Source organism: Pseudomonas sp. Sample_23, from assembly GCF_004307595.1.
Lineage (GTDB): Bacteria > Pseudomonadota > Gammaproteobacteria > Pseudomonadales > Pseudomonadaceae > Aquipseudomonas > Aquipseudomonas atacamensis.
The window spans coordinates 1-21,455 of sequence record NZ_RCNX01000026.1 but is presented as its reverse complement, the minus strand read 5'-3'; the positions used below and the strand labels follow the sequence as shown (position 1 = coordinate 21,455).

Annotated in this window: 20 protein-coding genes and 1 pseudogene; 18 read left to right on the top strand and 3 right to left on the bottom strand. The window is 59.0% G+C overall.

Annotation, left to right across the window (positions count from 1 at the left end):
* From fliF to D8U82_RS05435, 18 genes are all read left to right on the top strand, one after another.
* Nucleotides 1-1,788 carry a flagellar basal-body MS-ring/collar protein FliF gene (gene fliF, locus D8U82_RS05520; RefSeq protein ID WP_071171439.1) on the top strand — a complete coding sequence of 596 codons (1,788 nt, stop codon included), beginning with the start codon at nt 1-3 and terminating at the stop codon, nt 1,786-1,788.
* Nucleotides 1,781-2,800 carry a flagellar motor switch protein FliG gene (fliG, locus tag D8U82_RS05515; RefSeq protein WP_016771079.1) on the top strand — a complete coding sequence of 340 codons (1,020 nt, stop codon included), beginning with the start codon at nt 1,781-1,783 and terminating at the stop codon, nt 2,798-2,800. Before fliF ends, fliG begins: the two co-directional genes overlap by 8 nt.
* Nucleotides 2,801-2,804: 4 nt before the next feature.
* Nucleotides 2,805-3,611 carry a flagellar assembly protein FliH gene (fliH, locus tag D8U82_RS05510; protein ID WP_130901804.1) on the top strand — a complete coding sequence of 269 codons (807 nt, stop codon included), beginning with the start codon at nt 2,805-2,807 and terminating at the stop codon, nt 3,609-3,611.
* Nucleotides 3,601-4,959 (top strand): flagellar protein export ATPase FliI, encoded by a 1,359-nt coding sequence (gene fliI, locus D8U82_RS05505; protein ID WP_016771077.1) that lies wholly within the window; start codon nt 3,601-3,603, stop codon nt 4,957-4,959. Before fliH ends, fliI begins: the two co-directional genes overlap by 11 nt.
* 6 nt (nt 4,960-4,965) lie before the next feature.
* Nucleotides 4,966-5,415: a flagellar export protein FliJ gene (gene fliJ, locus D8U82_RS05500; RefSeq protein ID WP_016771076.1), complete on the top strand. Its 450-nt coding sequence runs from the start codon at nt 4,966-4,968 to the stop codon at nt 5,413-5,415.
* 190 nt (nt 5,416-5,605) lie between these two features.
* Nucleotides 5,606-5,911, top strand: coding sequence for an STAS domain-containing protein (locus D8U82_RS05495; RefSeq protein WP_016771075.1), 306 nt, complete (start codon nt 5,606-5,608; stop codon nt 5,909-5,911).
* Nucleotides 5,912-5,916: 5 nt separating this feature from the next.
* Complete coding sequence (locus tag D8U82_RS05490) at nt 5,917-7,620, top strand: fused response regulator/phosphatase (protein WP_130901803.1); 1,704 nt, start codon at nt 5,917-5,919, stop codon at nt 7,618-7,620.
* A 30-nt stretch (nt 7,621-7,650) separates the two neighbouring features.
* On the top strand, nt 7,651-7,998 hold the full coding sequence (locus D8U82_RS05485) for an Hpt domain-containing protein (protein WP_130901802.1): 348 nt from the start codon (nt 7,651-7,653) through the stop codon (nt 7,996-7,998).
* Between the two features lie 103 nt (nt 7,999-8,101).
* Nucleotides 8,102-9,469: a flagellar hook-length control protein FliK gene (locus tag D8U82_RS05480; RefSeq protein WP_130901801.1), complete on the top strand. Its 1,368-nt coding sequence runs from the start codon at nt 8,102-8,104 to the stop codon at nt 9,467-9,469.
* 336 nt (nt 9,470-9,805) lie between these two features.
* Nucleotides 9,806-10,309 (top strand): flagellar basal body-associated protein FliL, encoded by a 504-nt coding sequence (fliL, locus tag D8U82_RS05475; RefSeq protein ID WP_016771071.1) that lies wholly within the window; start codon nt 9,806-9,808, stop codon nt 10,307-10,309.
* Nucleotides 10,310-10,318: 9 nt separating this feature from the next.
* Nucleotides 10,319-11,287, top strand: coding sequence for a flagellar motor switch protein FliM (fliM, locus tag D8U82_RS05470; RefSeq protein WP_003222890.1), 969 nt, complete (start codon nt 10,319-10,321; stop codon nt 11,285-11,287).
* Nucleotides 11,288-11,339: 52 nt separating this feature from the next.
* Nucleotides 11,340-11,801, top strand: a complete 462-nt coding sequence (gene fliN / locus D8U82_RS05465) for a flagellar motor switch protein FliN (RefSeq protein WP_162999812.1) — start codon at nt 11,340-11,342, stop codon at nt 11,799-11,801.
* Nucleotides 11,802-12,254 (top strand): flagellar biosynthetic protein FliO, encoded by a 453-nt coding sequence (gene fliO, locus D8U82_RS05460; protein ID WP_041479025.1) that lies wholly within the window; start codon nt 11,802-11,804, stop codon nt 12,252-12,254.
* Nucleotides 12,254-13,012, top strand: a complete 759-nt coding sequence (gene fliP / locus D8U82_RS05455) for a flagellar type III secretion system pore protein FliP (protein ID WP_071171446.1) — start codon at nt 12,254-12,256, stop codon at nt 13,010-13,012. The genes fliO and fliP overlap by 1 nt, the downstream gene beginning before the upstream one ends.
* Nucleotides 13,009-13,278 carry a flagellar biosynthesis protein FliQ gene (gene fliQ / locus D8U82_RS05450; protein WP_016771067.1) on the top strand — a complete coding sequence of 90 codons (270 nt, stop codon included), beginning with the start codon at nt 13,009-13,011 and terminating at the stop codon, nt 13,276-13,278. Before fliP ends, fliQ begins: the two co-directional genes overlap by 4 nt.
* Before the next feature lie 3 nt (nt 13,279-13,281).
* Nucleotides 13,282-14,067 (top strand): flagellar biosynthetic protein FliR, encoded by a 786-nt coding sequence (gene fliR / locus D8U82_RS05445; protein WP_016771066.1) that lies wholly within the window; start codon nt 13,282-13,284, stop codon nt 14,065-14,067.
* 3 nt (nt 14,068-14,070) lie between these two features.
* Nucleotides 14,071-15,210 (top strand): flagellar biosynthesis protein FlhB, encoded by a 1,140-nt coding sequence (gene flhB / locus D8U82_RS05440; RefSeq protein ID WP_024012110.1) that lies wholly within the window; start codon nt 14,071-14,073, stop codon nt 15,208-15,210.
* 139 nt (nt 15,211-15,349) lie between these two features.
* A complete protein-coding gene (locus tag D8U82_RS05435; protein WP_122611575.1) occupies nt 15,350-15,586 on the top strand; it encodes a hypothetical protein in 237 nt (78 codons plus the stop codon).
* A gap of 430 nt (nt 15,587-16,016) precedes the next feature.
* On the opposite strand, the gene D8U82_RS05425 is transcribed toward D8U82_RS05435, so the two are convergent.
* From D8U82_RS05425 to D8U82_RS05415, 3 genes and pseudogenes are all read right to left on the bottom strand, one after another.
* Nucleotides 16,017-18,305 carry a hypothetical protein gene (locus D8U82_RS05425; protein ID WP_130901799.1) on the bottom strand — a complete coding sequence of 763 codons (2,289 nt, stop codon included), beginning with the start codon at nt 18,303-18,305 and terminating at the stop codon, nt 16,017-16,019.
* Nucleotides 18,306-18,543: 238 nt separating this feature from the next.
* Nucleotides 18,544-18,741: pseudogene (locus tag D8U82_RS28385) on the bottom strand (hypothetical protein); the annotation flags it as partial.
* A gap of 117 nt (nt 18,742-18,858) precedes the next feature.
* Complete coding sequence (locus D8U82_RS05415) at nt 18,859-21,060, bottom strand: hypothetical protein (RefSeq protein WP_125925366.1); 2,202 nt, start codon at nt 21,058-21,060, stop codon at nt 18,859-18,861.
* Nucleotides 21,061-21,455 lie beyond the last annotated feature (395 nt).

Genomic DNA, 21,455 nt, shown 5'->3' with positions numbered 1-21,455 from the left:
ATGGCAGAAGCAGTCGCTGATAACGTTCCGGCCAAGGCCACCCCGATCGACGGCAAACCGCCGCTGTTCGGCCTGTCCTTTCTGGAAAACCTTTCCCAGATGACCGTGCTGCGTCAGGTCGGCCTGTTGGTCGGTCTGGCTGCGAGCGTGGCGATTGGCTTTGCCGTGGTGCTGTGGTCGCAGCAGCCGGATTACCGTCCACTGTATGGCAGTCTTGCCGGCATGGACGCCAAGCAGGTCATGGAAACCCTGGCCGCCGCTGACATCCCTTACAACGTAGAACCCAATTCCGGCGCCTTGCTGGTCAAGGCCGACGACCTGTCCCGTGCGCGGATGAAACTCGCTGCTGCTGGTGTCACTCCCAGCGACGGCAACATCGGTTTCGAAATCCTCGACAAGGAACAGGGTCTGGGCACCAGCCAGTTCATGGAAGCGACCCGTTATCGTCGCGGCCTCGAAGGCGAACTGGCGCGGACCATTTCCAGCCTGAACAACGTCAAGGGTGCACGCGTGCACCTGGCGATTCCGAAGAGTTCGGTGTTCGTCCGTGACGAGCGCAAGCCGAGCGCTTCGGTACTGGTCGAGCTGTACAGCGGGCGTTCGCTGGAGCCGGGTCAGGTGGTGGCGATCATCAACCTGGTGGCGACTTCCGTGCCCGAGTTGAGCAAATCGCAGATCACCGTCGTCGATCAGAAGGGCAACCTGCTCTCCGATCAGGCGGAGAACTCGGAAATGACCATGGCCGGCAAGCAGTTCGATTACAGCCGCCGCATGGAAAGCATGCTCACCCAGCGCGTGCACAACATTCTGCAACCGGTACTGGGCAACGATCGCTACAAGGCTGAAGTTTCGGCCGACGTCGATTTCAGTGCCGTCGAATCGACTGCCGAGCAATTCAACCCGGACCAACCGGCGTTGCGCAGCGAGCAGTCGGTCAACGAACAACGTACCGCCAGCAATGGTCCGCAAGGTGTGCCGGGTGCCCTGAGCAACCAGCCACCGGCGCCTGCCTCGGCGCCGCAGACCACCGGTGGCACCGCCGCACCGGCCGGGATGATCCAGCCGGGTCAGCCACTGGTTGACGCCAACGGTCAGCAGATCATGGACCCGGCCACCGGCCAGCCAATGCTCGCGCCGTACCCGGCGGACAAGCGTCAACAATCGACCAAGAACTTCGAGCTCGACCGTTCGATCAGCCACACCAAGCAGCAGCAGGGCCGTCTCAATCGCCTGTCGGTGTCGGTGGTGGTCGACGATCAGGTCAAGATCAACCCGGCCAACGGTGAAACCAGCCGTGCGCCGTGGAGCGCCGACGAATTGGCGCGCTTCACTCGTCTGGTGCAGGACGCCGTCGGTTTCGACGCCAGCCGTGGCGACAGCGTCAGCGTGATCAACATGCCGTTCTCCGCCGAGCGTGGCGAAGTGATTGCCGATATTCCGTTCTACTCCCAGCCATGGTTCTGGGACATCGTCAAACAAGTGCTGGGTGTGCTGTTCATCCTCGTACTGGTGTTTGGTGTGCTGCGTCCGGTGCTCAACAACATCACCGGCGGTGGCAAAGGCAAGGAGCTGGCCGGTCTGGGCAGCGACGTGGAACTCGGTGGCATGGGCGGCCTGGACGGCGAACTGGCCAACGACCGCGTGAGCCTCGGTGGTCCGCAGAGCATTCTGTTGCCGAGCCCGAGCGAGGGTTATGACGCGCAACTGAATGCAATCAAGAGTCTGGTAGCTGAAGACCCGGGTCGCGTGGCTCAGGTCGTGAAAGAGTGGATTAACGCAGATGAGTGATAACCGAGCCGCCACCGTCAAACTGACCAAGGTCGACAAAGCCGCGATTCTGCTGCTGTCCCTGGGTTCGACCGATGCTGCGCAAGTGCTGCGCCACATGGGACCCAAAGAGGTTCAGCGCGTCGGCGTGGCCATGGCGCAGATGGGCAACGTCCATCGCGAACAGGTCGAGCAGGTGATGAGCGAGTTCGTCGACATCGTCGGCGATCAGACCAGCCTTGGCGTCGGATCCGACGACTACGTACGCAAGATGCTCACCCAGGCCTTGGGCGAAGACAAGGCCAACGGCCTGATCGACCGCATCCTGCTCGGTGGCAACACCAGCGGCCTCGACAGCCTGAAATGGATGGAGCCGCGCGCAGTCGCTGACGTGATCCGTTACGAACACCCGCAGATCCAGGCAATCGTGGTCGCGTATCTCGACCCGGATCAGGCCGGTGAAGTGCTCGGCAACTTCGACCATAAAGTGCGTCTGGACATCATCCTGCGCGTCTCGTCGTTGAACACCGTGCAACCGGCCGCCTTGAAAGAACTCAACCAGATTCTCGAGAAACAGTTCTCCGGCAACTCGAACGCCTCGCGCACCACCCTGGGTGGCATCAAGCGTGCGGCCGACATCATGAACTTCCTCGACAGCTCGATCGAAGGCCAGCTCATGGACTCGATCCGCGAAGTCGACGAAGACCTGTCCGGTCAGATCGAAGACCTCATGTTCGTGTTCAACAACCTTGCCGACGTCGACGACCGTGGCATCCAGGCGCTGTTGCGCGAAGTGTCTTCGGACGTGCTGGTACTGGCCCTCAAGGGTTCGGACGAAGGCGTCAAGGAAAAGATCTTCAAGAACATGTCCAAGCGTGCTGCCGAACTGTTGCGCGACGACCTCGAGGCGAAAGGCCCGGTGCGCGTCAGCGACGTCGAAACCGCACAGAAGGAAATCCTCACCATTGCCCGTCGTATGGCCGAAGCCGGCGAGATCGTGCTCGGTGGCAAGGGCGGCGAGGAAATGATCTAAGCCCATGGATAAGCCTGACGAGTCTGTGACGGATCTGATCCGCGCCCGCGATGTTCATGGTTTCGAATCCTGGGCGCTGCCCAGCTTCGACCCGCCGAAACCGGAACCCGAGCCGGAACCGGAGCCCGAACCGCCGGAAATGGAAGAAGTGCCGCTGGAAGAAGTCCAGCCACTGACCCTGGAGGAACTCGAAAGCATCCGTCAGGAGGCTTACAACGAGGGCTTCGCCATCGGCGAAAAAGAAGGTTTTCACAGCACCACGCTGAAGGTGCGTCAGGAAGCCGAAACGGCGCTGGCGGCGAAAATCGCCAGCCTTGAGCTGTTGATGGCCAACCTGTTCGAACCGATCGCCGAGCAAGACACCCAGATTGAAAAGTCGCTGGTTGACCTCGTGCAACACATCACCAAGCAGGTGATCAAGCGCGAACTGGCCATCGATTCGACGCAGATCGAACACGTCATGCGCGATGCCCTCAAGCTATTGCCGCTGGGCGTGGAAAACGTGCGCCTGTACGTCAATCCGCAGGATTTCGCCCAGGTCAAAGCCCTGCGCGAACGCCACGAAGAAACCTGGCGCATCGTCGAAGACGAGTCGCTGTTGCCGGGCGGCTGCCGGGTTGAAACCGAGCACAGCCGCATCGACGCCAGTGTCGAATCGCGCGTGACCCAAGTGATGGCCAAGCTGTTCGACCAGTTGCACGAGCAGGCCTTGCATCCGGCAGCGCCTGACTTGAGCCTGGAAATCCCCGAAGACACCCCAGTGGCTGTCGACTCTGACGAGCCGCACGCGGACGCCAGCGATGCGCCTTGAACGCACCAGCTTCGCCAAGCGCCTGAGCACCTACGCCGAGGCCACCGAGATTGCCGGCGCGCCGATCCTTGAAGGTCGGCTGCTGCGCATGGTTGGCCTGACCCTCGAAGCCGAAGGCCTGCGCGCCGCCATGGGCACCCGCTGCATGGTGATCAATGACGACAGTTACCACCCGTCCCAGGTGGAAGCGGAAGTCATGGGTTTTTCCGGCAGCAAAGTCTTTCTGATGCCAGTCGGCAGCGTCGCCGGCATCGCCCCGGGCGCCCGCGTGGTGCCGCTGGCCGATACCGGCCGTTTGCCGATGGGCATGAGCATGCTTGGCCGTGTCCTCGACGGCGCCGGCCGCGCGCTGGACGGCAAGGGCGGCATGAAGGCCGAAGACTGGGTGCCGATGGACGGCCCGACAATCAACCCGCTCAACCGTGATCCGATCAGCGTACCGCTGGACGTCGGCATCCGTTGCATCAACGGTTTGCTGACGGTCGGCCGTGGCCAGCGTCTGGGTCTGTTCGCCGGTACCGGTGTCGGTAAATCGGTGCTGTTGGGCATGATGACCCGCTTCACCGAGGCCGACATCATCGTCGTCGGCCTGATCGGTGAGCGTGGTCGCGAAGTTAAAGAATTCATCGAACACATTCTCGGTGAAGAAGGCCTCAAACGTTCGGTAGTGGTCGCCTCGCCAGCGGACGACGCACCGCTGATGCGTATGCGCGCGGCAATGTATTGCACGCGCATCGCCGAGTATTTCCGCGACAAGGGCAAGAACGTTCTGCTGCTGATGGACTCGCTGACCCGTTTCGCCCAGGCCCAGCGGGAAATCGCTCTGGCCATCGGTGAGCCGCCAGCAACCAAGGGTTATCCGCCCTCGGTGTTCGCCAAACTGCCGAAACTGGTGGAGCGCGCCGGTAACGCGGAGAAGGGCGGTGGCTCGATCACGGCGTTCTACACCGTACTGTCCGAAGGCGATGACCAGCAGGACCCGATTGCCGACTCGGCGCGTGGCGTGCTAGACGGCCACATCGTGCTGTCACGACGCCTGGCCGAGGAAGGCCACTATCCGGCGATCGACATCGAAGCCTCGATCAGCCGGGTAATGCCAGCAGTGGTTTCGCCGGATCACATGCAGCGCGCGCAGTATTTCAAGCAGCTTTGGTCGCGCTATCAGCAGAGCCGTGATTTGATCAGCGTCGGTGCCTATGTGGCCGGTGGCGATCGCGAGACCGATCTGGCGATTTCCCTGCAACCGCAGTTGGTCAGGTATCAGCGCCAGGGCCTCAACGACAAAATCAATCTGGGTGAAAGCCAGGCCTATCTGGAAACCCTGTTCGCCCCTGCGGCGGGCGGGTAACCGGCCATGGCCGTCAGCCGCGCCGCGCGCCTGGCACCGGTGGTGGACATGGCCGAAAAGGCCGAGAAAGCCGCCGTGCAGCGCCTCGCCTACTTTCAGGGCCAGGTCAAAGTTGCCGAAAGCAAACTGGCCGACCTCAATGCCTTTCGTCTGGATTACTCGCAGCAGTGGATCGTGCGCGGCAGCACCGGCGTGACCGGGCAATGGCTGCTGGGTTTTCAGGGTTTCCTGGCGCAACTCGATACTGCCGTCGACCAGCAACGGCAGAGCCTGGTCTGGCATCAGAACAAGCTCGACAAGGCGCGTGAGGAATGGCAGCAGGCGTTTGCCCGCGTCGAGGGTTTGCGCAAACTGGTGCAGCGCTATCGTGATGAAGCGCAACGCCTGGAAGACAAGCGCGAGCAGAAGCTGCTGGATGAACTGTCGCAGCGCTTGCCACGGCGTGATGCCTTCTAAACCACACCGCCAAACCCTGTGGGAGCGAGCCTGCTCGCGACAGCGCCGTGTCAGTCAAGCCTGTAGTCAACTGCCAGAATGCCTTCGCGAGCAGGCTCGCTCCCACACTTGTTCAACCGTTGCGCCTTGCCCCAACCCTATCCAGGTGCTACACCTTGTACAGGTTCGTCAATGACAAGGAAGCCAGTCAATGTCAGTCGTTACAGAAGTCTCTCCAGACCAGAAAAAGCTCACCATCGCCGTCAAAGGCCGGTTCGATTTCGGTCGCCATCAGGAATTTCGCGAGTCGTACGAGCGGCTCCCACACAAACCCGAATCCATCGTGGTCGACCTCAAAGAGGCCACTTATCTCGACAGCTCAGCGCTGGGCATGCTGCTTCTGCTGCGTGATCACGCCGGCGGCGACGAGTCGGATATCCGTGTCGTCAACAGCAGCTCCGATGTGAAGAAAATCCTCGCGATTTCCAACTTCGACAAACTCTTCGACATCAGTTGACGCCCATGCAGGCGCAAGAGCCGCTGACCATTCTTATCGCCGAAGACAGCGCCGCCGACCGGCTGCTGCTGTCGACCATTGTCCGCCGTCAGGGCCATCAGGTGCTGACGGCGGCCAATGGTGCCGAAGCGGTCGAAACGTTCAAAGAGCAGCAGCCCGATCTGGTGTTGATGGACGCGCTGATGCCGGTGATGGACGGCTTCGAAGCGGCGCGGCAGATCAAGGCACTGGCGGGTGAAGCATTGGTGCCGATCATCTTCCTCACCTCGCTGACCGAGAGTGAAGCGCTGGCTCGGTGTCTGGAGGCTGGCGGCGACGATTTTCTGGCGAAGCCGTACAACCAGGTGATACTTGCCGCCAAAATCAAGGCGATGGATCGCTTGCGTCGCCTTCAGGCAACGGTCCTGCAACAGCGCGATCTGATCGCCAGACATCACGACTATCTGCTCAACGAACAACGCGTGGCAAAAGCGGTGTTCGACAAGGTCGCGCATTCCGGTTGCCTGAGCGCGCCGAACATCCGATACCTGCAATCGCCTTACGCGCTGTTCAATGGCGATCTGTTGCTGGCGGCGTACACGCCGGCCGGTGACATGCACGTCATGCTCGGCGATTTCACCGGGCATGGCTTGCCGGCAGCGGTGGGGGCGATGCCGCTGGCCGAAGTGTTTTATGGGATGACCGCCAAGGGTTATGGCCTGGCCGAAATCCTGCGCGAGATGAACGCCAAGCTCAAGCGCATCCTGCCGGTGGACATGTTCTGCTGTGCCACCTTGCTCAGTCTGAGTTTCCAGAGCCGTTCGGTGGAAGTTTGGAACGGCGGCATGCCCGACGGTTACTTGCACCGCATGGCCAGTGGCGAGCGCGTGCCGTTGCCGGCGCGGCATTTGCCCCTGGGGATTCTCAGCGCGCAAGCCTTCGATGACCGTACGGATGTGTATCCGATGGCCGTCGATGATCGGGTGTTTCTGTTATCGGACGGGGTAATCGATACCTGCGATGCCAATGACCAGTTGTTCGGCGTCGAACGCTTGCAGCAGGTGTTTGCGGCGAACCGCGAGCCGGATCGGTTGTTCGAGGATATCGAACAGGCACTGCGCGATTTTCGCGGGCAGGCCCGTGATGATGTGAGCATGGTCGAGGTCAGTCTGCTTGAGTCGGCGCAGACCCACGGCGCGGCGCCGGTGTATTCCGACAGCGGCCAGTCGTGCCCGCTGGACTGGTCGGCCAGTTTCGAGTTTCGCGGCGCCACGCTCAGGCGTTTCAATCCGTTGCCGTTCCTCTTGCAGTTGCTGCTTGAGGTACATGGGCTGCGCGCGCAAAGCGGAGCGCTGTACAGTGTGCTCGCCGAGTTGTATTCCAATGGCCTGGAGCATGGCGTGCTTGGGCTGGACTCCAGCCTCAAACGCGATGCGGCAGGTTTCGCCCGCTACTATGAAATGCGCGCGGCGCGGCTGGAGGCGCTGCAAGACGGTTTCGTGCGCGTGCATCTGCAGGTCCAGCCGCAAGGCGAGGGCGGGCGGCTGGTCATTCGCGTCGAGGACAGCGGCAAGGGCTTTGATGTGGCGCGGGTCATGGAGCGGCCCGTGGATAACGCCCGCTTGTCGGGACGCGGCATCGGGCTGGTCCGGCAACTGGGGCGCAACGCCAGTTGGTCGGACCAGGGTCGTAGTGCCAGCGTGGAGTTTTTCTGGGAGATTGAGGCATAATCCGCCCATTCTTGATCAAGGAGTGAGCAAGTGACAGACACACATGTAGATCGCGAAGTCCTCGATACTTTGCGCGAGGTGATGGAGGACGGCTATACGGAATTGCTGGAGACTTTTCTGGCAGATTCGCAAAGCCGCCTGCACGAGTTGCAGGACAGCACCAGCGCTAAAGCGCTATCCGATGTAGCCCATAGCTTCAAGGGCAGCGCGAGCAACATGGGCGCGGTTCGACTGGCCGAGTTGTGCCAGGACCTTGAGTCGAATGCCAAGGACAAAAGTCCGGAAGCGCTCGCTCAACTGGTGGCCGATATCCATTCCGAATTCGCCGAAGTACGCCCGGTGTACGAAAGCGAAAAGCACCACGCCCACATCCACTGAAGCTGCCGTCCGGCGCTTTTCGCAAGTCAGGCCAAACTGGCCCGGCACTTGCAGTCATCTTGCTCAACTGTACCTACGATCCCAGTGCAGCGGAGACCGTGTCATGCCTGCGACCCCCAACATTCTTCTTCACACCGCCGCTCAGGCCAAGGCACAAGCCGCCTCTGCCAAATCGTCGGCAATGGCCGCAGACGCCGGGGACAACGCCTCCAGCTTCGCCAGAGTGTTCGCCGATCAGGCGCCGGCCAAGCCTGCCGTGAGTGCTGACAATTCAGTCAAGCCGGCACGCGACAAGGTCGCGGACAGCAGCGGCAAAAAGGATATTGGCAAAGACCAGTCTGCCGCGCCCGAGCCAGCAGTTGCCGAAAGCGGCAAAGCGTTGCCTGCCGACAAAGCGGCGACGAGCGACGACGCGACTGCCACTGCCGATGACACCACTGAAACGGTACAAACCCCTTTGGCCGATGCCGCGCCTGTAGATCCGGCGCTTGATCCGGCCTTGGCGCAAGTCGTTCAGCCGTTGGTGGCAGCGCCTGTGGTGCAGGCCCCGGCAGTCGCCACGCCAGCCCAGCCGGAAACCGAAACGCCTGCATTGGCGGTCGTGTCGGGCATGGTCAAAGATCCGGCGGCCACCGACAGCGAATTTGATCCGACAGCCGACCCGCTCGACTCGATGCCGGCCGTGCGCATGGCGATGGAGCAGGGCGGGCATATTTCCGCCGCCAGCCAGGCGCAACCGAAAGCTTCGCCTGCTCAGGCTCAGGCCGATGGCGAGTTGACCGCCGCGCAGAACTTCGCCGCCGGCATGGCCAGCATGCTCGACGTGCAGGCCGACAAGGACAGCACCAGTCAAGGCGGCGAACAAGCTTTCAGCGGGTTGATCGACGATGGTCTGAAGGATCTGAAATCGGCTACCAGCGACACCCGCGTCGACGACTTCGCCAACCGTCTGGCGGCACTGACCCAGGCCGCTACGCCGAAAACCGCGAATGCGCTGCCAGTGAATCAGCCGATCGCCATGCACCAGAGCGGCTGGACCGAAGAAGTGGTCAACCGCGTCATGTACCTGTCCAGCGTCAACCTGAAGGCCGCCGACATTCAGTTGCAGCCGGCGGAGCTGGGGCGCCTGGATATCCGCGTGAACATGGTTCCGGATCAGCAGACCCAGGTCACCTTCATGAGCGCGCACCCGAGCGTGCGTGAAGCGCTCGACAGCCAGATGCACCGCCTGCGCGACATGTTCAACCAGCAGGGCATGGGCCAGGTCGACGTCAACGTCGCCGACCAGAACCGTGGCTGGCAGGGGCAGCAAGGCCAGGAGCAGGCGCAGCAGGGGCAGAGTGGCCGGACCAGCGCTGCCGGCGGACGCCTGGATTCGGCGGATGAGGAATTGGCACCGGCTACTGTCGCTGAAGTGGCGGCGCAGACTGCTAGCGTAATTGGCAGCAGCGCGGTCGACTATTACGCCTGAGCAAATCAAGAGCCCCTCACCCTAGCCCTCTCCCAGAGGGAGAGGGGACCGATTGGGGAATCTTGAAGAACTACGCCGACCTGAACGAGCATCGCTGAATCCGTTCGACATTCGGCGACCTGTTGATTCCCGTCCTGAACTTGCAATCACCTCGGTTGTGCAGGTCGATGTCCAGCCCCATTACACCTCACCCCAGCCCTCTCCCGGAGGGAGAGGGCTGGGGTGAGGGTGCTTTTGACTTTAGCGTCGTTCTCGACCTCCGACACTTCTGGCATAACACTTGCTCTTGCCTTGCCGTGCGACTGTGAAACCCCCGATTAGTGACGGATTATTGGCATGGCGAAGAGCGAAGCTGCAGCAGTAAAAGACCCCGCAACCAAAGGCAAACTCAAGCTGATCATCGTGATCGTGCTGGCGTTGCTGGTGGCCATTGGTGCATCCGTCGGGGCGACCTGGTTCTTCATGCACGGCGCGCAGAGCAAGCCTGCCGAGGCCGCTGAAGCAGCGCCGGTCGGCAAGCAGGCGGCGATTTTCGAGCCGATGGCGCCGGCCTTCGTTGCCAACTACAACCAGAACGGCCGTCAGCGCTACATGCAGGTGAGCATCACCATGCTGGCGCGTAATCAGGCCGATCTGGACGCGCTCAAAGTGCACATGCCGGTTATCCGCAACAACCTGGTGATGCTCTTCTCCGGTCAGGATTTCGCCACACTGGCGACCCCGGTCGGCCAGGAGATGTTGCGCCAGAAGGCCACCGCCAGCGTCCAGGAAGTGGCGCAGAAAGAACTGGGCAAAGTGGTCATCGAACAGTTGCTTTTCACTAATTTCGTACTGCAGTAGGAACACGACATGGCCGTGCAGGATCTGCTGTCCCAGGATGAAATCGATGCGCTGCTGCATGGCGTCGATGATGGTCTGGTACAGACCGATAATGCTGCCGAACCCGGCAGTGTCAAAAGCTACGACCTGACCAGCCAGGATCGCATCGTCCGTGGACGCATGCCGACGCTGGAAATGATCAACGAGCGCTTTGCCCGCTACACCCGCATCAGCATGTTCAACATGCTGCGCCGCTCGGCGGACGTGGCTGTCGGTGGCGTGCAGGTGATGAAGTTCGGCGAATACGTGCACTCGCTGTACGTGCCGACCAGCCTCAACCTGGTCAAGATCAAACCGCTGCGCGGCACCGCGCTGTTCATCCTCGACGCCAAACTGGTGTTCAAGCTGGTGGACAACTTTTTCGGTGGTGACGGCCGTCACGCCAAGATCGAAGGGCGTGAGTTCACCCCGACCGAACTGCGCGTAGTGCGCATGGTGCTCGAGCAGGCTTTCGTCGATCTGAAGGAAGCCTGGCAGGCGATCATGGAAGTCAATTTCGAGTACATCAACTCGGAAGTGAATCCGGCCATGGCCAACATCGTCGGTCCGAGCGAAGCGATTGTGGTTTCCACCTTCCACATCGAACTCGATGGCGGTGGCGGCGATCTGCACGTGACCATGCCGTACTCGATGATCGAGCCGGTGCGCGAGATGCTCGACGCCGGTTTCCAGTCCGACCTCGACGATCAGGACGAGCGCTGGGTCAACGCCCTGCGCCAGGACGTGCTCGATGTCGACGTGCCGATCGGTGCCACCGTGGCCCGCCGCCAGTTGAAGCTGCGCGACATCCTGCACATGCAACCGGGCGATGTGATCCCGGTCGAGATGCCGGAAGACATGATCATGCGCGCCAACGGCGTGCCGGCCTTCAAGGTCAAGATGGGCTCGCACAAAGGCAACCTCGCGTTGCAGGTGATCGAGCCGATCGAGCGTCGCTGAGACGGCGCTTTTCACCCCCGTATTTAACCGAATTGTTGCCCGCCGAGGACACATGATGAACGACGATATGAACGCCCAAGACGACCAGGCACTGGCCGATGAATGGGCTGCGGCCCTGGAAGAAACCGGTGATGCCGGCCAGGCTGACATCGATGCGCTGCTGGCTGCCGACGCAGGCACTTCCAGCTCCAACCGTCTGCCGATGGAAGAGTTCGGCAGTGTGCCGAAGAACAATGATCCGGTGACCCTCGACGGTCCGAACCTGGACGTGATCCTCGACATTCCGGTGTCGATCTCGATGGAAGTCGGCAGCACCGACATCAACATCCGCAACCTGCTGCAACTCAACCAGGGTTCGGTGATCGAGCTCGATCGTCTGGCCGGTGAGCCGCTCGACGTGCTGGTCAATGGCACCTTGATCGCCCACGGCGAAGTAGTGGTGGTCAACGAGAAGTTCGGCATCCGCCTGACCGACGTGATCAGCCCAAGCGAACGCATCAAGAAGCTGCGCTGAGTGAAAAGGTTTCTCTGGGTGCTGCTGGCATGGCCCTTGAGCGTGCTGGCTGCCGAGCCGAGCGCAACCAATGCCGCGCCTGCCGCCACCGCGCCAATGGTCAACAGCGGCGTGGCCGGTCAGTTGACGCAACTGGTGTTCGGTTTGCTGCTGGTGCTGGGCTTGATCTTCTTCCTCGCCTGGCTGTTGCGCCGCGTGCAACAGGCGGGGCCGGCGGGCAAGGGCCAGGTGATCGAGTTGATCGGTTCACGCGCGCTCGGCCCGCGTGACCGCTTGATGCTGGTGCAGGTCGGCAACGAGCAGATTCTGCTCGGCCTCAGCCCCGGCACCATCACCGCGCTGCATGTGCTCAAAGAGCCGGTCGAAGTCCCCACCGCCAGTGAAAAAGCGACGCCGGAATTTGCTCAGCATCTGCTGAAGATTCTTGGCAAGGACCAAAAGGATACGAAGTAATGGGTGCGCTCCGCATCGTCTTGACGCTGCTCCTGTTGCTGGCCGCGCCGCTGGCGTTCGCCGCCGATCCGTTGTCGATCCCGGCGATCACGCTGGGCACCAATGCCGACGGCGCGCAGGAATATTCGGTCAGTCTGCAGATCCTGCTGATCATGACCGCGCTGAGTTTTATTCCGGCAGCGGTCATCCTGATGACCAGTTTCACGCGGATCATCATTGTCTTCTCGATCCTGCGTCAGGCCCTCGGCCTGCAACAGACGCCGTCGAACCAGATCCTCACCGGCATGGCGCTGTTCCTGACGCTGTTCATCATGGCGCCGGTCTTCGACCGGGTGAACAACGACGCGCTGCAACCGTATCTGGCGGAAACCCTCACCGCCCAGCAAGCGGTGGAAAAGGCTCAGGTGCCGATCAAGGACTTCATGCTCGCGCAGACCCGCACCAGCGATCTGGAGCTGTTCATGCGCCTGTCCAAGCGCACCGACATCGCCAGCCCGGATCAGGCGCCGTTGACCATTCTGGTACCGGCGTTCGTGACCTCCGAGCTTAAAACCGCCTTCCAGATCGGCTTCATGATCTTCATTCCGTTCCTGATCATCGACCTCGTTGTCGCGAGCGTGCTGATGGCCATGGGTATGATGATGCTCTCGCCGCTGATCATTTCGCTGCCGTTCAAGATCATGCTGTTCGTGCTGGTCGATGGCTGGGCGCTGATCATCGGTACACTGGCCAGCAGTTTTGGAGGTGTTTCGCCATGACGCCGGAAGTCGCGGTCGATATCTTTCGTGAAGCCCTGTGGCTGACCACCATGATGGTCGCCATCCTGGTGGTGCCGAGCCTTCTGGTCGGCCTACTGGTGTCGATGTTCCAGGCTGCCACGCAGATCAACGAACAGACCCTGAGCTTCCTGCCGCGTCTGCTGGTGATGCTGGTGACCCTGATCATCGGCGGTCCGTGGATCGTGCAGACGTTCATGGAATACATCATCCAGCTGTACAAAAACATTCCGATGGTCATCGGCTAAGCCATGCAGTCGCTGCTTCAGCTGACCGACACCCAGATCAGCACCTGGGTGGCGTCGTTCATGTTGCCGCTGTTTCGCGTGGCGTCGATGCTGATGGTCATGCCGGTGTTCGGCACCACCCTGATTCCGCGGCGCGTGCGCCTGTATTTCGCCGTGGCGATCACCGTGGTCATCACCCCGGCGCTGCCGCCGATGCCCGCCGTCAGCCCGCTGGATCTCAGCGGCCTGCTGCTGATCGGCGAGCAGATTCTGGTTGGCGCCGTACTGGGCTTTTCCCTGCAACTGTTCTTCCAGGCCTTTGCCGTGGCTGGACAGATCGTCGCGATCCAGATGGGCATGGGCTTCGCCTCGATGATCGACCCTACCAACGGTGTTTCGGTGGCGGTGATCGGGCAGTTCTTCACCATGCTGGTGACGTTGCTGTTCCTGTCGATGAACGGCCATCTGGTGGTGTTCGAAGTCCTCACTGAAAGCTTCACCACGCTGCCGGTCGGCGGCGGTCTGATGGTTGCGCATTACTGGGAACTGGCCGGCAAACTCGGCTGGGTACTCGGCGCCGCATTGCTGCTGGTGTTGCCGGCCGTCACCGCACTGTTGGTGGTCAACATCGCGTTCGGCGTGATGACCCGCGCCGCGCCGCAACTGAACATCTTCTCGATCGGTTTTCCGCTGACCCTGGTGCTCGGCCTGTTCATCGTCTGGGTCGGCCTGGCGGACATTCTCAACCAGTATCAACCGCTGGCCAGCGAGGCCTTGCAGTTGCTACGCGAACTCGCACGGGCGCGCTGAGTCATGGCAGAGAGCGAAAGCGGTCAGGACAAAACGGAAGACCCCACGGAGAAACGCAAAAAGGACTCCCGTGAGAAGGGTGAAATCGCCCGTTCCAAAGAGCTCAACACCCTGGCCGTGATGATGGCCGGCGCCTCTGCGCTGCTGATTTTCGGCGGCATGCTTGCGCAAGAAATGATGGACGTGATGCGCCTGAACTTCACCCTGTCCCGCGAAGTGGTCATGGATCAGGGCGCCATGGGCCGTTTTCTGTTGGAGTCAGGGTTGATCGCCTTGCTGGCGATTCAGCCGGTGATGATCACCCTGTTGCTCGCCGCCATCATCGGGCCGATCTCCCTCGGTGGCTGGCTGTTCGCCGCAAAGTCGCTGGCGCCCAAATTCAGCCGGATGAACCCGGCCGCCGGCCTCAAACGGATGTTCTCGTTCAAGGCTGTGGTCGAACTGCTCAAAGCCCTGGCGAAGTTTCTGATTACTCTGGGCGTGGCGCTGTTGGTGTTGTCCGCCGACGTCGACGATTTGCTGCGCATAGCCCACGAACCACTGGACATGGCGATCATTCACAGCGTCCTGCTGGTGGGCTGGAGCACGCTGTGGCTGGCCTGCGGTCTGATCATCATCGCCGCCGTCGACGTGCCGGTGCAGATCTGGGAGAGCATGAAGAAGCTCAAGATGACCAAGCAGGAAGTGCGCGACGAACACAAGGACCAGGAAGGCCGCCCCGAGGTCAAGCAACGCATTCGCCAGACCCAGCGCGAAATGTCCCAGCGGCGCATGATGGCAGCGATTCCCGAAGCCGATGTGGTCATCACCAACCCGACCCACTACGCGGTCGCGCTCAAATACGACTCGGAGAAGGGCGGCGCGCCGGTGCTGCTGGCCAAGGGCAGCGACTTCATCGCCCTGAAAATCCGCGAAATCGCAGTGGCCAACAACGTCATGCTGCTTGAATCGCCGGCGCTGGCGCGCTCGATCTATTACTCAACTGAGCTCGAGCAGGAAATTCCTGGCGGGCTGTATCTGGCAGTGGCGCAGGTGCTGGCCTACGTCTACCAGATCCGCCAACACCAGGCGGGCAAGGGCAAACGGCCGGATCCGTTGAAGGATGATTTGCCGATTCCGCCGGATTTGCGTCGGGATTCTTGACGTTGCCTTGCAGCCATTGGTCTGAGATAGCCTTTCACTGTCAACTCTGACAGGTGCAGTCGCCGTGATTTTGCAGTTTGATGCAAGGTGGCACCGCGAACTTGGCGCGGTCAGGCTAGCGAGTGCAAGGAGCACGATGATGAAAGGTATTTTCAGCAGCTACGATGAAAAAACCGGCAAAGGCACCATCACGCCGAAGCCCTCGGGACGATGCCTGTCCTTTGCCGAAGCCACGGGTTTTTTTCTGACGGCCAAAGAGTACCGGTTCAGCATTCCAGTGCCTGATGCCCTGCATGCGAAGGTCAAAGTGGGCGGCGAAGTCGAGTTCGAATTGCCCAGGACCAAAAATGGAAAAGTGAAAATCCTTCGGTATTGAGCAACCGTTCGCAAAACGCCGAAACGAAAAAACGCCGCTCCGATTCAACGGGGCGGCGTTTTTTCTGATCGTTCCCACGCTCTGCGTGGGAACGCAGCCCGGGACGCTCCGCGTCCCTTCCGAAGCTGGACGCGGAGCGTCCGTTGAGGCGTTTTCACGCAGAGCGTGGGAACGATCATCAACGACGATTCATATGGAATTAGCTGTCCATTCGCGAGCAATCTCACTCCCACATTTGGAGTGCATTTCTCTGGGAGCCAGCCTGCACGCAAAAGGGCCATTCCTGTCAGTCGAAATTCACGCTCCAAGCTCTCTCTTTCCATCTTTAACCAAAGTTGAACGTAATAATCCGTCCCCTTTTCCTGGCAGAAAAGGTGACGGACATTTATTCTTGGCATAATGAAAAAAATGCGTACTTTTCTTTCTGTAGTCATGTAGTGAAAGAAAAATTATCAAAAATGACATAGTCATGGGCGGCGGTGCGCAGTTCAATTTTTGCGATGCCACTAGCAATCAATTGTATAAGTTTAGGCTCGACATTGTTTGGCGGGGCTGTTTGTATGTCTAGGATCTCGTCATTTATATTATATAGGACAACGCTGAAGCTCCAATCGGCCACGATATACCAAAAAGAGACCTTAGTGTATGGTGTTTTGAATTTTAGAGAAACTTTTGTAGGTTGGCCGAGGCTGCCATAATGCAAAGATAGTGCGTTGCCTTCTATTTTCCCAGGGAAATGCATTCCAGCGGGAATGGGGCCAATTATGCACGGAAGAGATCCTTCCACATATTCGATTAGCATGCTGGGTATATCATAACTATCGCCGCGTAAAAGTGTTTTACCCGCTACCAAATCAAAATTCTCAGACAGGATTGCAGCTATGACGCAATATGACTTTATTGGAAAGCGCACTGCTGTGTTCGCATTGGCTACTCCATCAAAGTTTACAGATACATAAATATAAACTTTCGAATTATGAGCCAATTTTTCTAGGAATGTACGCGAGAGGAGCCCATCCTGATTGCCAGTATTGGGCACCGATACGCCTTGATGAATGTGCTCCGTGAGAACGGTTCCGCTTGCATCTGTTCCTTCACAGCGTATCCAGAGTTTCTGCCCCGCCGCCATCAAGGGCCAGCTTTGGATCAGCACCCGTGTATCCCCGATAAAGCTGGTCAGATCCAGTATGGAATCATCTATAGCCGCCATGATGATCGGTGTGGGTAGGCGCTGATCCTCATCGGCAATCTTCAATACGCTTACCTTTAGCGAATCTGATTTTCCAGCCTGCCCCCCATCGCGATTCAAATTCCACCGCAGCTCAATCACTTTCCCATGCCGTGCCGCCAGAAATGCCGGACTCAACAACGTATTCACCCGTTTGTTGGCATTGAATTCCACCAATGGAAATTGCGGCGAGCCCGCTGGTGCATTGACCTCCACCAGTCGTGCACGGTCTCCTTTTAAAGCGCCGAGATACTCGATGCGTACCGTCACCCCGTTCGGATAGGCCAGTACATCAATCGGGTCAACGGCCGGTGCCACCAGAAACGGGGGCAACAACACAATGGTGCTGCCGCCGATTACATCGGCCGTGGTGGTCTTGGAGGTCGCAATAGTGATGCCGCCGCGTACCAGTTCATATTTCGCCCGCACCACACTACCGGCGATCACTTTGGCATTGGGCACCATCAGTTTGTAGGTGAACGGAATGCGCCCGACATCGGCCTCAACGATGTGCGTCACGACCGGGGCTGCTGGTTTGGTGGCGGTGTAGGTCACGCGGATTTTGTCGTTGGGCTGCCATGTCGGCGCGAAGGCGTGCACCAGGGCGGTGAGATCTTTACTGCCAAGTTTGGCCAGATCGATGGTGCTTGGGTCATCGCTCGGATCGTCCGGGTCTTCGGCGAGATCGGGGGCGACCAGTCGGGTTTCCTTCAGGTGCACATCGACCTCGACCGTGCCCGAGTAAGGCGAGTCGGTGTCTGGCCCGTTACCGAGTTGATCGGTGACCGTGTAGGAAAAGATGAACTTCGGGCTGTCGCCCGCTTGCTGAAACACCTCTTCCCCGACCATTACGCAAATCGTTGTCCGCTCGGCAGACGGGGTGGCAGGCGCTTCACCGGGGGCGACAATGCGCACGACATCCTTGCCGTTGCAGTTCAAGCGGATCACGTCATGCGCCCGGCAGTAGGGGTAGGCGAAACACACTTGCACGCCTTCCTTCGCGCGCTCGGCATCAATGCCGTCGTAGCGCACGTCGTCCGGCAGGATCAAATGCAATTCGGAATGTGCGCGGTCGCCGGGCGTCTGATCCTGCATGCCGGGGCGGATGTCGTTATACAACAGGGTCAGCTCGGGTGTTGACGTGCCCTCGTTCTGGCTACCGCGGGTGATGGTGAAAACAAGCGTGTTGAGGCGATTCTTTAGTAATAAACCTTTGGGCAGATACAGGGTATGGATGTCATTTTCCTCGCCCGGCCCGATGGTTTTTATGGCGTCGGTACGGGCGTTGTTCAGCCACAGGCGAATCACGTCACCTTCTTTCACTGTCCCGGCCAGCGGAGGGTCGACCTTGATGGTCAGGCCCATGGGTTTGAGGTCGTATACGTGTATGGGCACACCATAATCTGCGCCGATCACCGGCCTGGTAGCTTCAGGAGCCCGGGGTGGATTCAACGCCAGGACATTGTTGTGGGGTGTCTGGTTTATGGTCATGGGTGAAACTCCTGCGCGGGGGAAAGGGCAGGAATCATCAGAGCGTTTAATTAGATATTGCGCACCTGTCAAACCTGACAGGTGTTAGCGGTATTCAGATGAATGGTCATTGCGGTTCGGTGCCCATGCTCTGTGCGTAGAAGTGCCTAACGGCGCTCCGCGTTGGGCTCGGGATGGGCCGCAGCGCGTTCCGGGCTGCATTCCCACGCCGGAGCGTGGGAACGATCATTGCGCCGACCTACTGCGGCGACTCCAGATTATCCAGCACCCGATTCACCGCCAATTCCCCGAGCATGATCAGTTGCGCAATCCCCATCAGGGTACGGCGTTGCGATGGCTAAATTCCTGGGCGATGGTTTTGGCCGAGGCGAGGGTTTCGCAGGCGTTGGCCAGGAGGTCTTCGTTTGGTGTCGGCGGTGACGGCGTATATGGCGCGGGGGCTCAATCTTTGATTAAATAAATTTGGTTAAATCAAGCCGTCCCCTTTGTGTTTTTTTCTTGCGAGTTCCGGAGCTTGGATTAACCTTTTTTATTGATTCAGGTGCGGGGCGGTTTATCGTACACATCTAAAGTTGTCGATGGCGATCACGTCATTATTTGTGATTATTTCCACTCGAGCAACATCAGTTCCTCTAAATTCGATAAGTTGCGCGGGGTCTCTTACTGTGGGAGTCAGAAGTTGATATCCTAGGAAAGATCCTTTTGAATCATAATAGTTTGCCCTGTTTGTTACGTTTCCCCAGGCTTGATAAAAGCTGATATATGTAAATGCATGTTTAAAGTTAAAGTGTATTTGGCAGGCTCCCAGTGATGTAAAAACTACTTGCCTCTCAATATTTTGTAATGGGGGGTCACCGCTGCCACTTGCCGGCGATATAAATATGGGGTGCGACGAAGATATATTGGTGATAGTGGCATACTGCGTTTCGAGTGACTGCCCGGTGTACAGTGCTCGAGACGGCTCATTATCAAAGTTTATGATTATCTCGTTTGGAATTATAATGAGAGTGAGGGCTAACGTCGGAAGTATTATGGTCGGAATGCCGTTGCTTGAGGCAAATTCTACCCATGCTTTAATTTGAATCTCTTCGTTGTCCTTAAGTTTATTGAGCTCGCTTCTTGATAGGCTCTCTATAAAACCGTGTTCGATATTTTCCGCAGTGATTTGATGGTTGGTCAGAAGCTCGATTGTATGGGGGGTGCCAGAGTTGTCGATTCCAATGCACTGTAGATTAATAATCTGATCCGTCGAAATGCCGGTCCAGTAATCTAATGTCACTTCCGCATCGCCCGTGAAGCTGTTTAAGTTTAATGTTTTATTATCCTGTGCCTGGGTCACGTTCGGCGTTGGCAAACGGGGATCTGCATCAGCGATAATCCTGACATCAAAGCCGGCTATTGGTGATGCTCCGGCCGGCTGTCCAGCGCGAATCAAATCCCACCGAAACTCAATCGCCTTGCCATGCCAAGCCGCCAGAAACGCAGCGCTCAATAAAATCTCTGCAATCCCACCAACAAAATCCACCACCGGAAACGGTGGTGCACCGGCCGGCGCGTTCACTTGGACGAACTGAGCCTTATCGTCTTTCTCTGCTGCGAAGCCTGTTATCTGAAGCTTCACTCCATCCGGATTAGCCAAAACGTCAATCGGCACAGTGGGCGGGGTCAAGGTTGGGGGTGGCAGGACAAGTTGCAGGCCAATGACGGTATACACCTGATACGGAAACTGCGTGGCGCTAGCGAAGTCATTGCTCTTGTCCTCCGATACCCAGAATTCCAGTTTCAACAGCGATCCTTCTTTCAATTCTTTCAGAAAAGCTATGAGCAGCGCTTTATCCCAGAACCCCTGACTGACCCATGTCGCATTCACCTTGTGGGTGTCACCATTCCAGAATTGCAGGACGTGCGCCGAGCCGTCGGGTTTCTGGCCAGTGACCTTCAGCCACACCTGCTGTCCGACCTGGATTCCCGTCCAGTTGCGTGCTCGTATCGTGGCGTCCTGGCCCCTCAGTGCGGCCACGTCGAGCATGCCGTCCACGGCCTCAGCGATTATCGGCGAGTTGTACACCTTCCGATTGGCGGTGATAGTGATCGGGGTCTTCGCCGACTCATTGTTGTTGGTCAATTGATCGCGCACCGTGGCGAAGACCGAATGGGTGCCGTCGCCAATCAACTGCAATTCGGCAGCCGTCAGGGTGTGGTTGATCGGGCTTGTGGGGTTGGGAAATGTGATGCTCCAGGTGCCTATGGTGAGCGTGACCGTGTCGTGAGGCCGTGGGTAACCGACGGTGATCGTGATGACTGCCGTCTGCCCCGGTACGACGCTGGGTGGATGGCTGACGGTGACGGAAGGCGCCGGGTTGTTGTAGAGCAACTTGAGTGTGGGTGAGTCTGCGTCGTTGCTGCCGACTCGGGTCACTCTGTAGCGGACATCGTTGACACCGTTTGTGAACCAGATCGCCGGCACGCGCAAAAGAATGCGTTCCTGCTCCTCACCGGGATAGATGGTTTTGCTGATACCGGTGCTGACTCCGTTGACAAAAATAGTCACGACGTCGTAAGCCGCCATGACCCAATTCCGCAAGCCGGTTATGGGGTCGATGACAAGTTCTACCCCAGACGGAGTGAATGCCGAGAGAGGAAGGCCACCATCGGCAGTACCTGGAGGCAACACCGGTGTTATCCATTGCGGGGGGTACACGGGATACAAGGCCAGGGCAGCGTTGGCTTCGGTTGAATCGACTTGAACGCTCATTCTGTTCTCCAGGAACAATGGCTGGAAGGTTCATCACAACGCAGAACGAGGTGTCCGTCACCTGTCAGATCTGACAGGTGGGGACGGTTTTCCGACCAATGGTATCGCTGAAGGGGGTGGGCGCTGCTGCGCCGCCGAGAGGCCTAGCTCGCGCAAGCTGCACTCGACAGGATCTTCAGCCGCTGCAAGATTTGCATCCAAGAAGATCAAAACGTGGGAGCGAGCTTGCTCGCGAAAAGGCCGGCTCTCTCACCCGAATCACTCAGCCGAACCGCATCATCCAGGCAACTCCAGATTATCCAGCACCCGATTCACCGCCAATTCCCCGAGCATGATCAGTTGCGCAATCCCCATCAGCGTCCGGCGTTGCGATGGCTTTACCAGCCCGGCGAATT

Excerpts from the sequence above, each read along its gene's own strand:
- fliH (WP_130901804.1), top strand. The coding sequence starts at position 2,805 with ATGGATAAGCCTGACGAGTCTGTGACGGATCTGATCCGCGCCCGCGAT.
- fliR (WP_016771066.1), top strand. The coding sequence starts at position 13,282 with ATGCAGTCGCTGCTTCAGCTGACCGACACCCAGATCAGCACCTGGGTG.
- fliQ (WP_016771067.1), top strand. The coding sequence starts at position 13,009 with ATGACGCCGGAAGTCGCGGTCGATATCTTTCGTGAAGCCCTGTGGCTG.
- D8U82_RS05490 (WP_130901803.1), top strand. The coding sequence starts at position 5,917 with ATGCAGGCGCAAGAGCCGCTGACCATTCTTATCGCCGAAGACAGCGCC.
- D8U82_RS05435 (WP_122611575.1), top strand. The coding sequence starts at position 15,350 with ATGAAAGGTATTTTCAGCAGCTACGATGAAAAAACCGGCAAAGGCACC.
- D8U82_RS05425 (WP_130901799.1), bottom strand. The coding sequence starts at position 18,305 with ATGACCATAAACCAGACACCCCACAACAATGTCCTGGCGTTGAATCCA.
- fliN (WP_162999812.1), top strand. The coding sequence starts at position 11,340 with ATGATGAACGACGATATGAACGCCCAAGACGACCAGGCACTGGCCGAT.
- fliL (WP_016771071.1), top strand. The coding sequence starts at position 9,806 with ATGGCGAAGAGCGAAGCTGCAGCAGTAAAAGACCCCGCAACCAAAGGC.
- fliJ (WP_016771076.1), top strand. The coding sequence starts at position 4,966 with ATGGCCGTCAGCCGCGCCGCGCGCCTGGCACCGGTGGTGGACATGGCC.
- D8U82_RS05495 (WP_016771075.1), top strand. The coding sequence starts at position 5,606 with ATGTCAGTCGTTACAGAAGTCTCTCCAGACCAGAAAAAGCTCACCATC.
- fliP (WP_071171446.1), top strand. The coding sequence starts at position 12,254 with ATGGGTGCGCTCCGCATCGTCTTGACGCTGCTCCTGTTGCTGGCCGCG.
- fliG (WP_016771079.1), top strand. The coding sequence starts at position 1,781 with ATGAGTGATAACCGAGCCGCCACCGTCAAACTGACCAAGGTCGACAAA.
- fliF (WP_071171439.1), top strand. The coding sequence starts at position 1 with ATGGCAGAAGCAGTCGCTGATAACGTTCCGGCCAAGGCCACCCCGATC.
- fliI (WP_016771077.1), top strand. The coding sequence starts at position 3,601 with ATGCGCCTTGAACGCACCAGCTTCGCCAAGCGCCTGAGCACCTACGCC.
- D8U82_RS05480 (WP_130901801.1), top strand. The coding sequence starts at position 8,102 with ATGCCTGCGACCCCCAACATTCTTCTTCACACCGCCGCTCAGGCCAAG.
- D8U82_RS05415 (WP_125925366.1), bottom strand. The coding sequence starts at position 21,060 with ATGAGCGTTCAAGTCGATTCAACCGAAGCCAACGCTGCCCTGGCCTTG.
- flhB (WP_024012110.1), top strand. The coding sequence starts at position 14,071 with ATGGCAGAGAGCGAAAGCGGTCAGGACAAAACGGAAGACCCCACGGAG.
- fliM (WP_003222890.1), top strand. The coding sequence starts at position 10,319 with ATGGCCGTGCAGGATCTGCTGTCCCAGGATGAAATCGATGCGCTGCTG.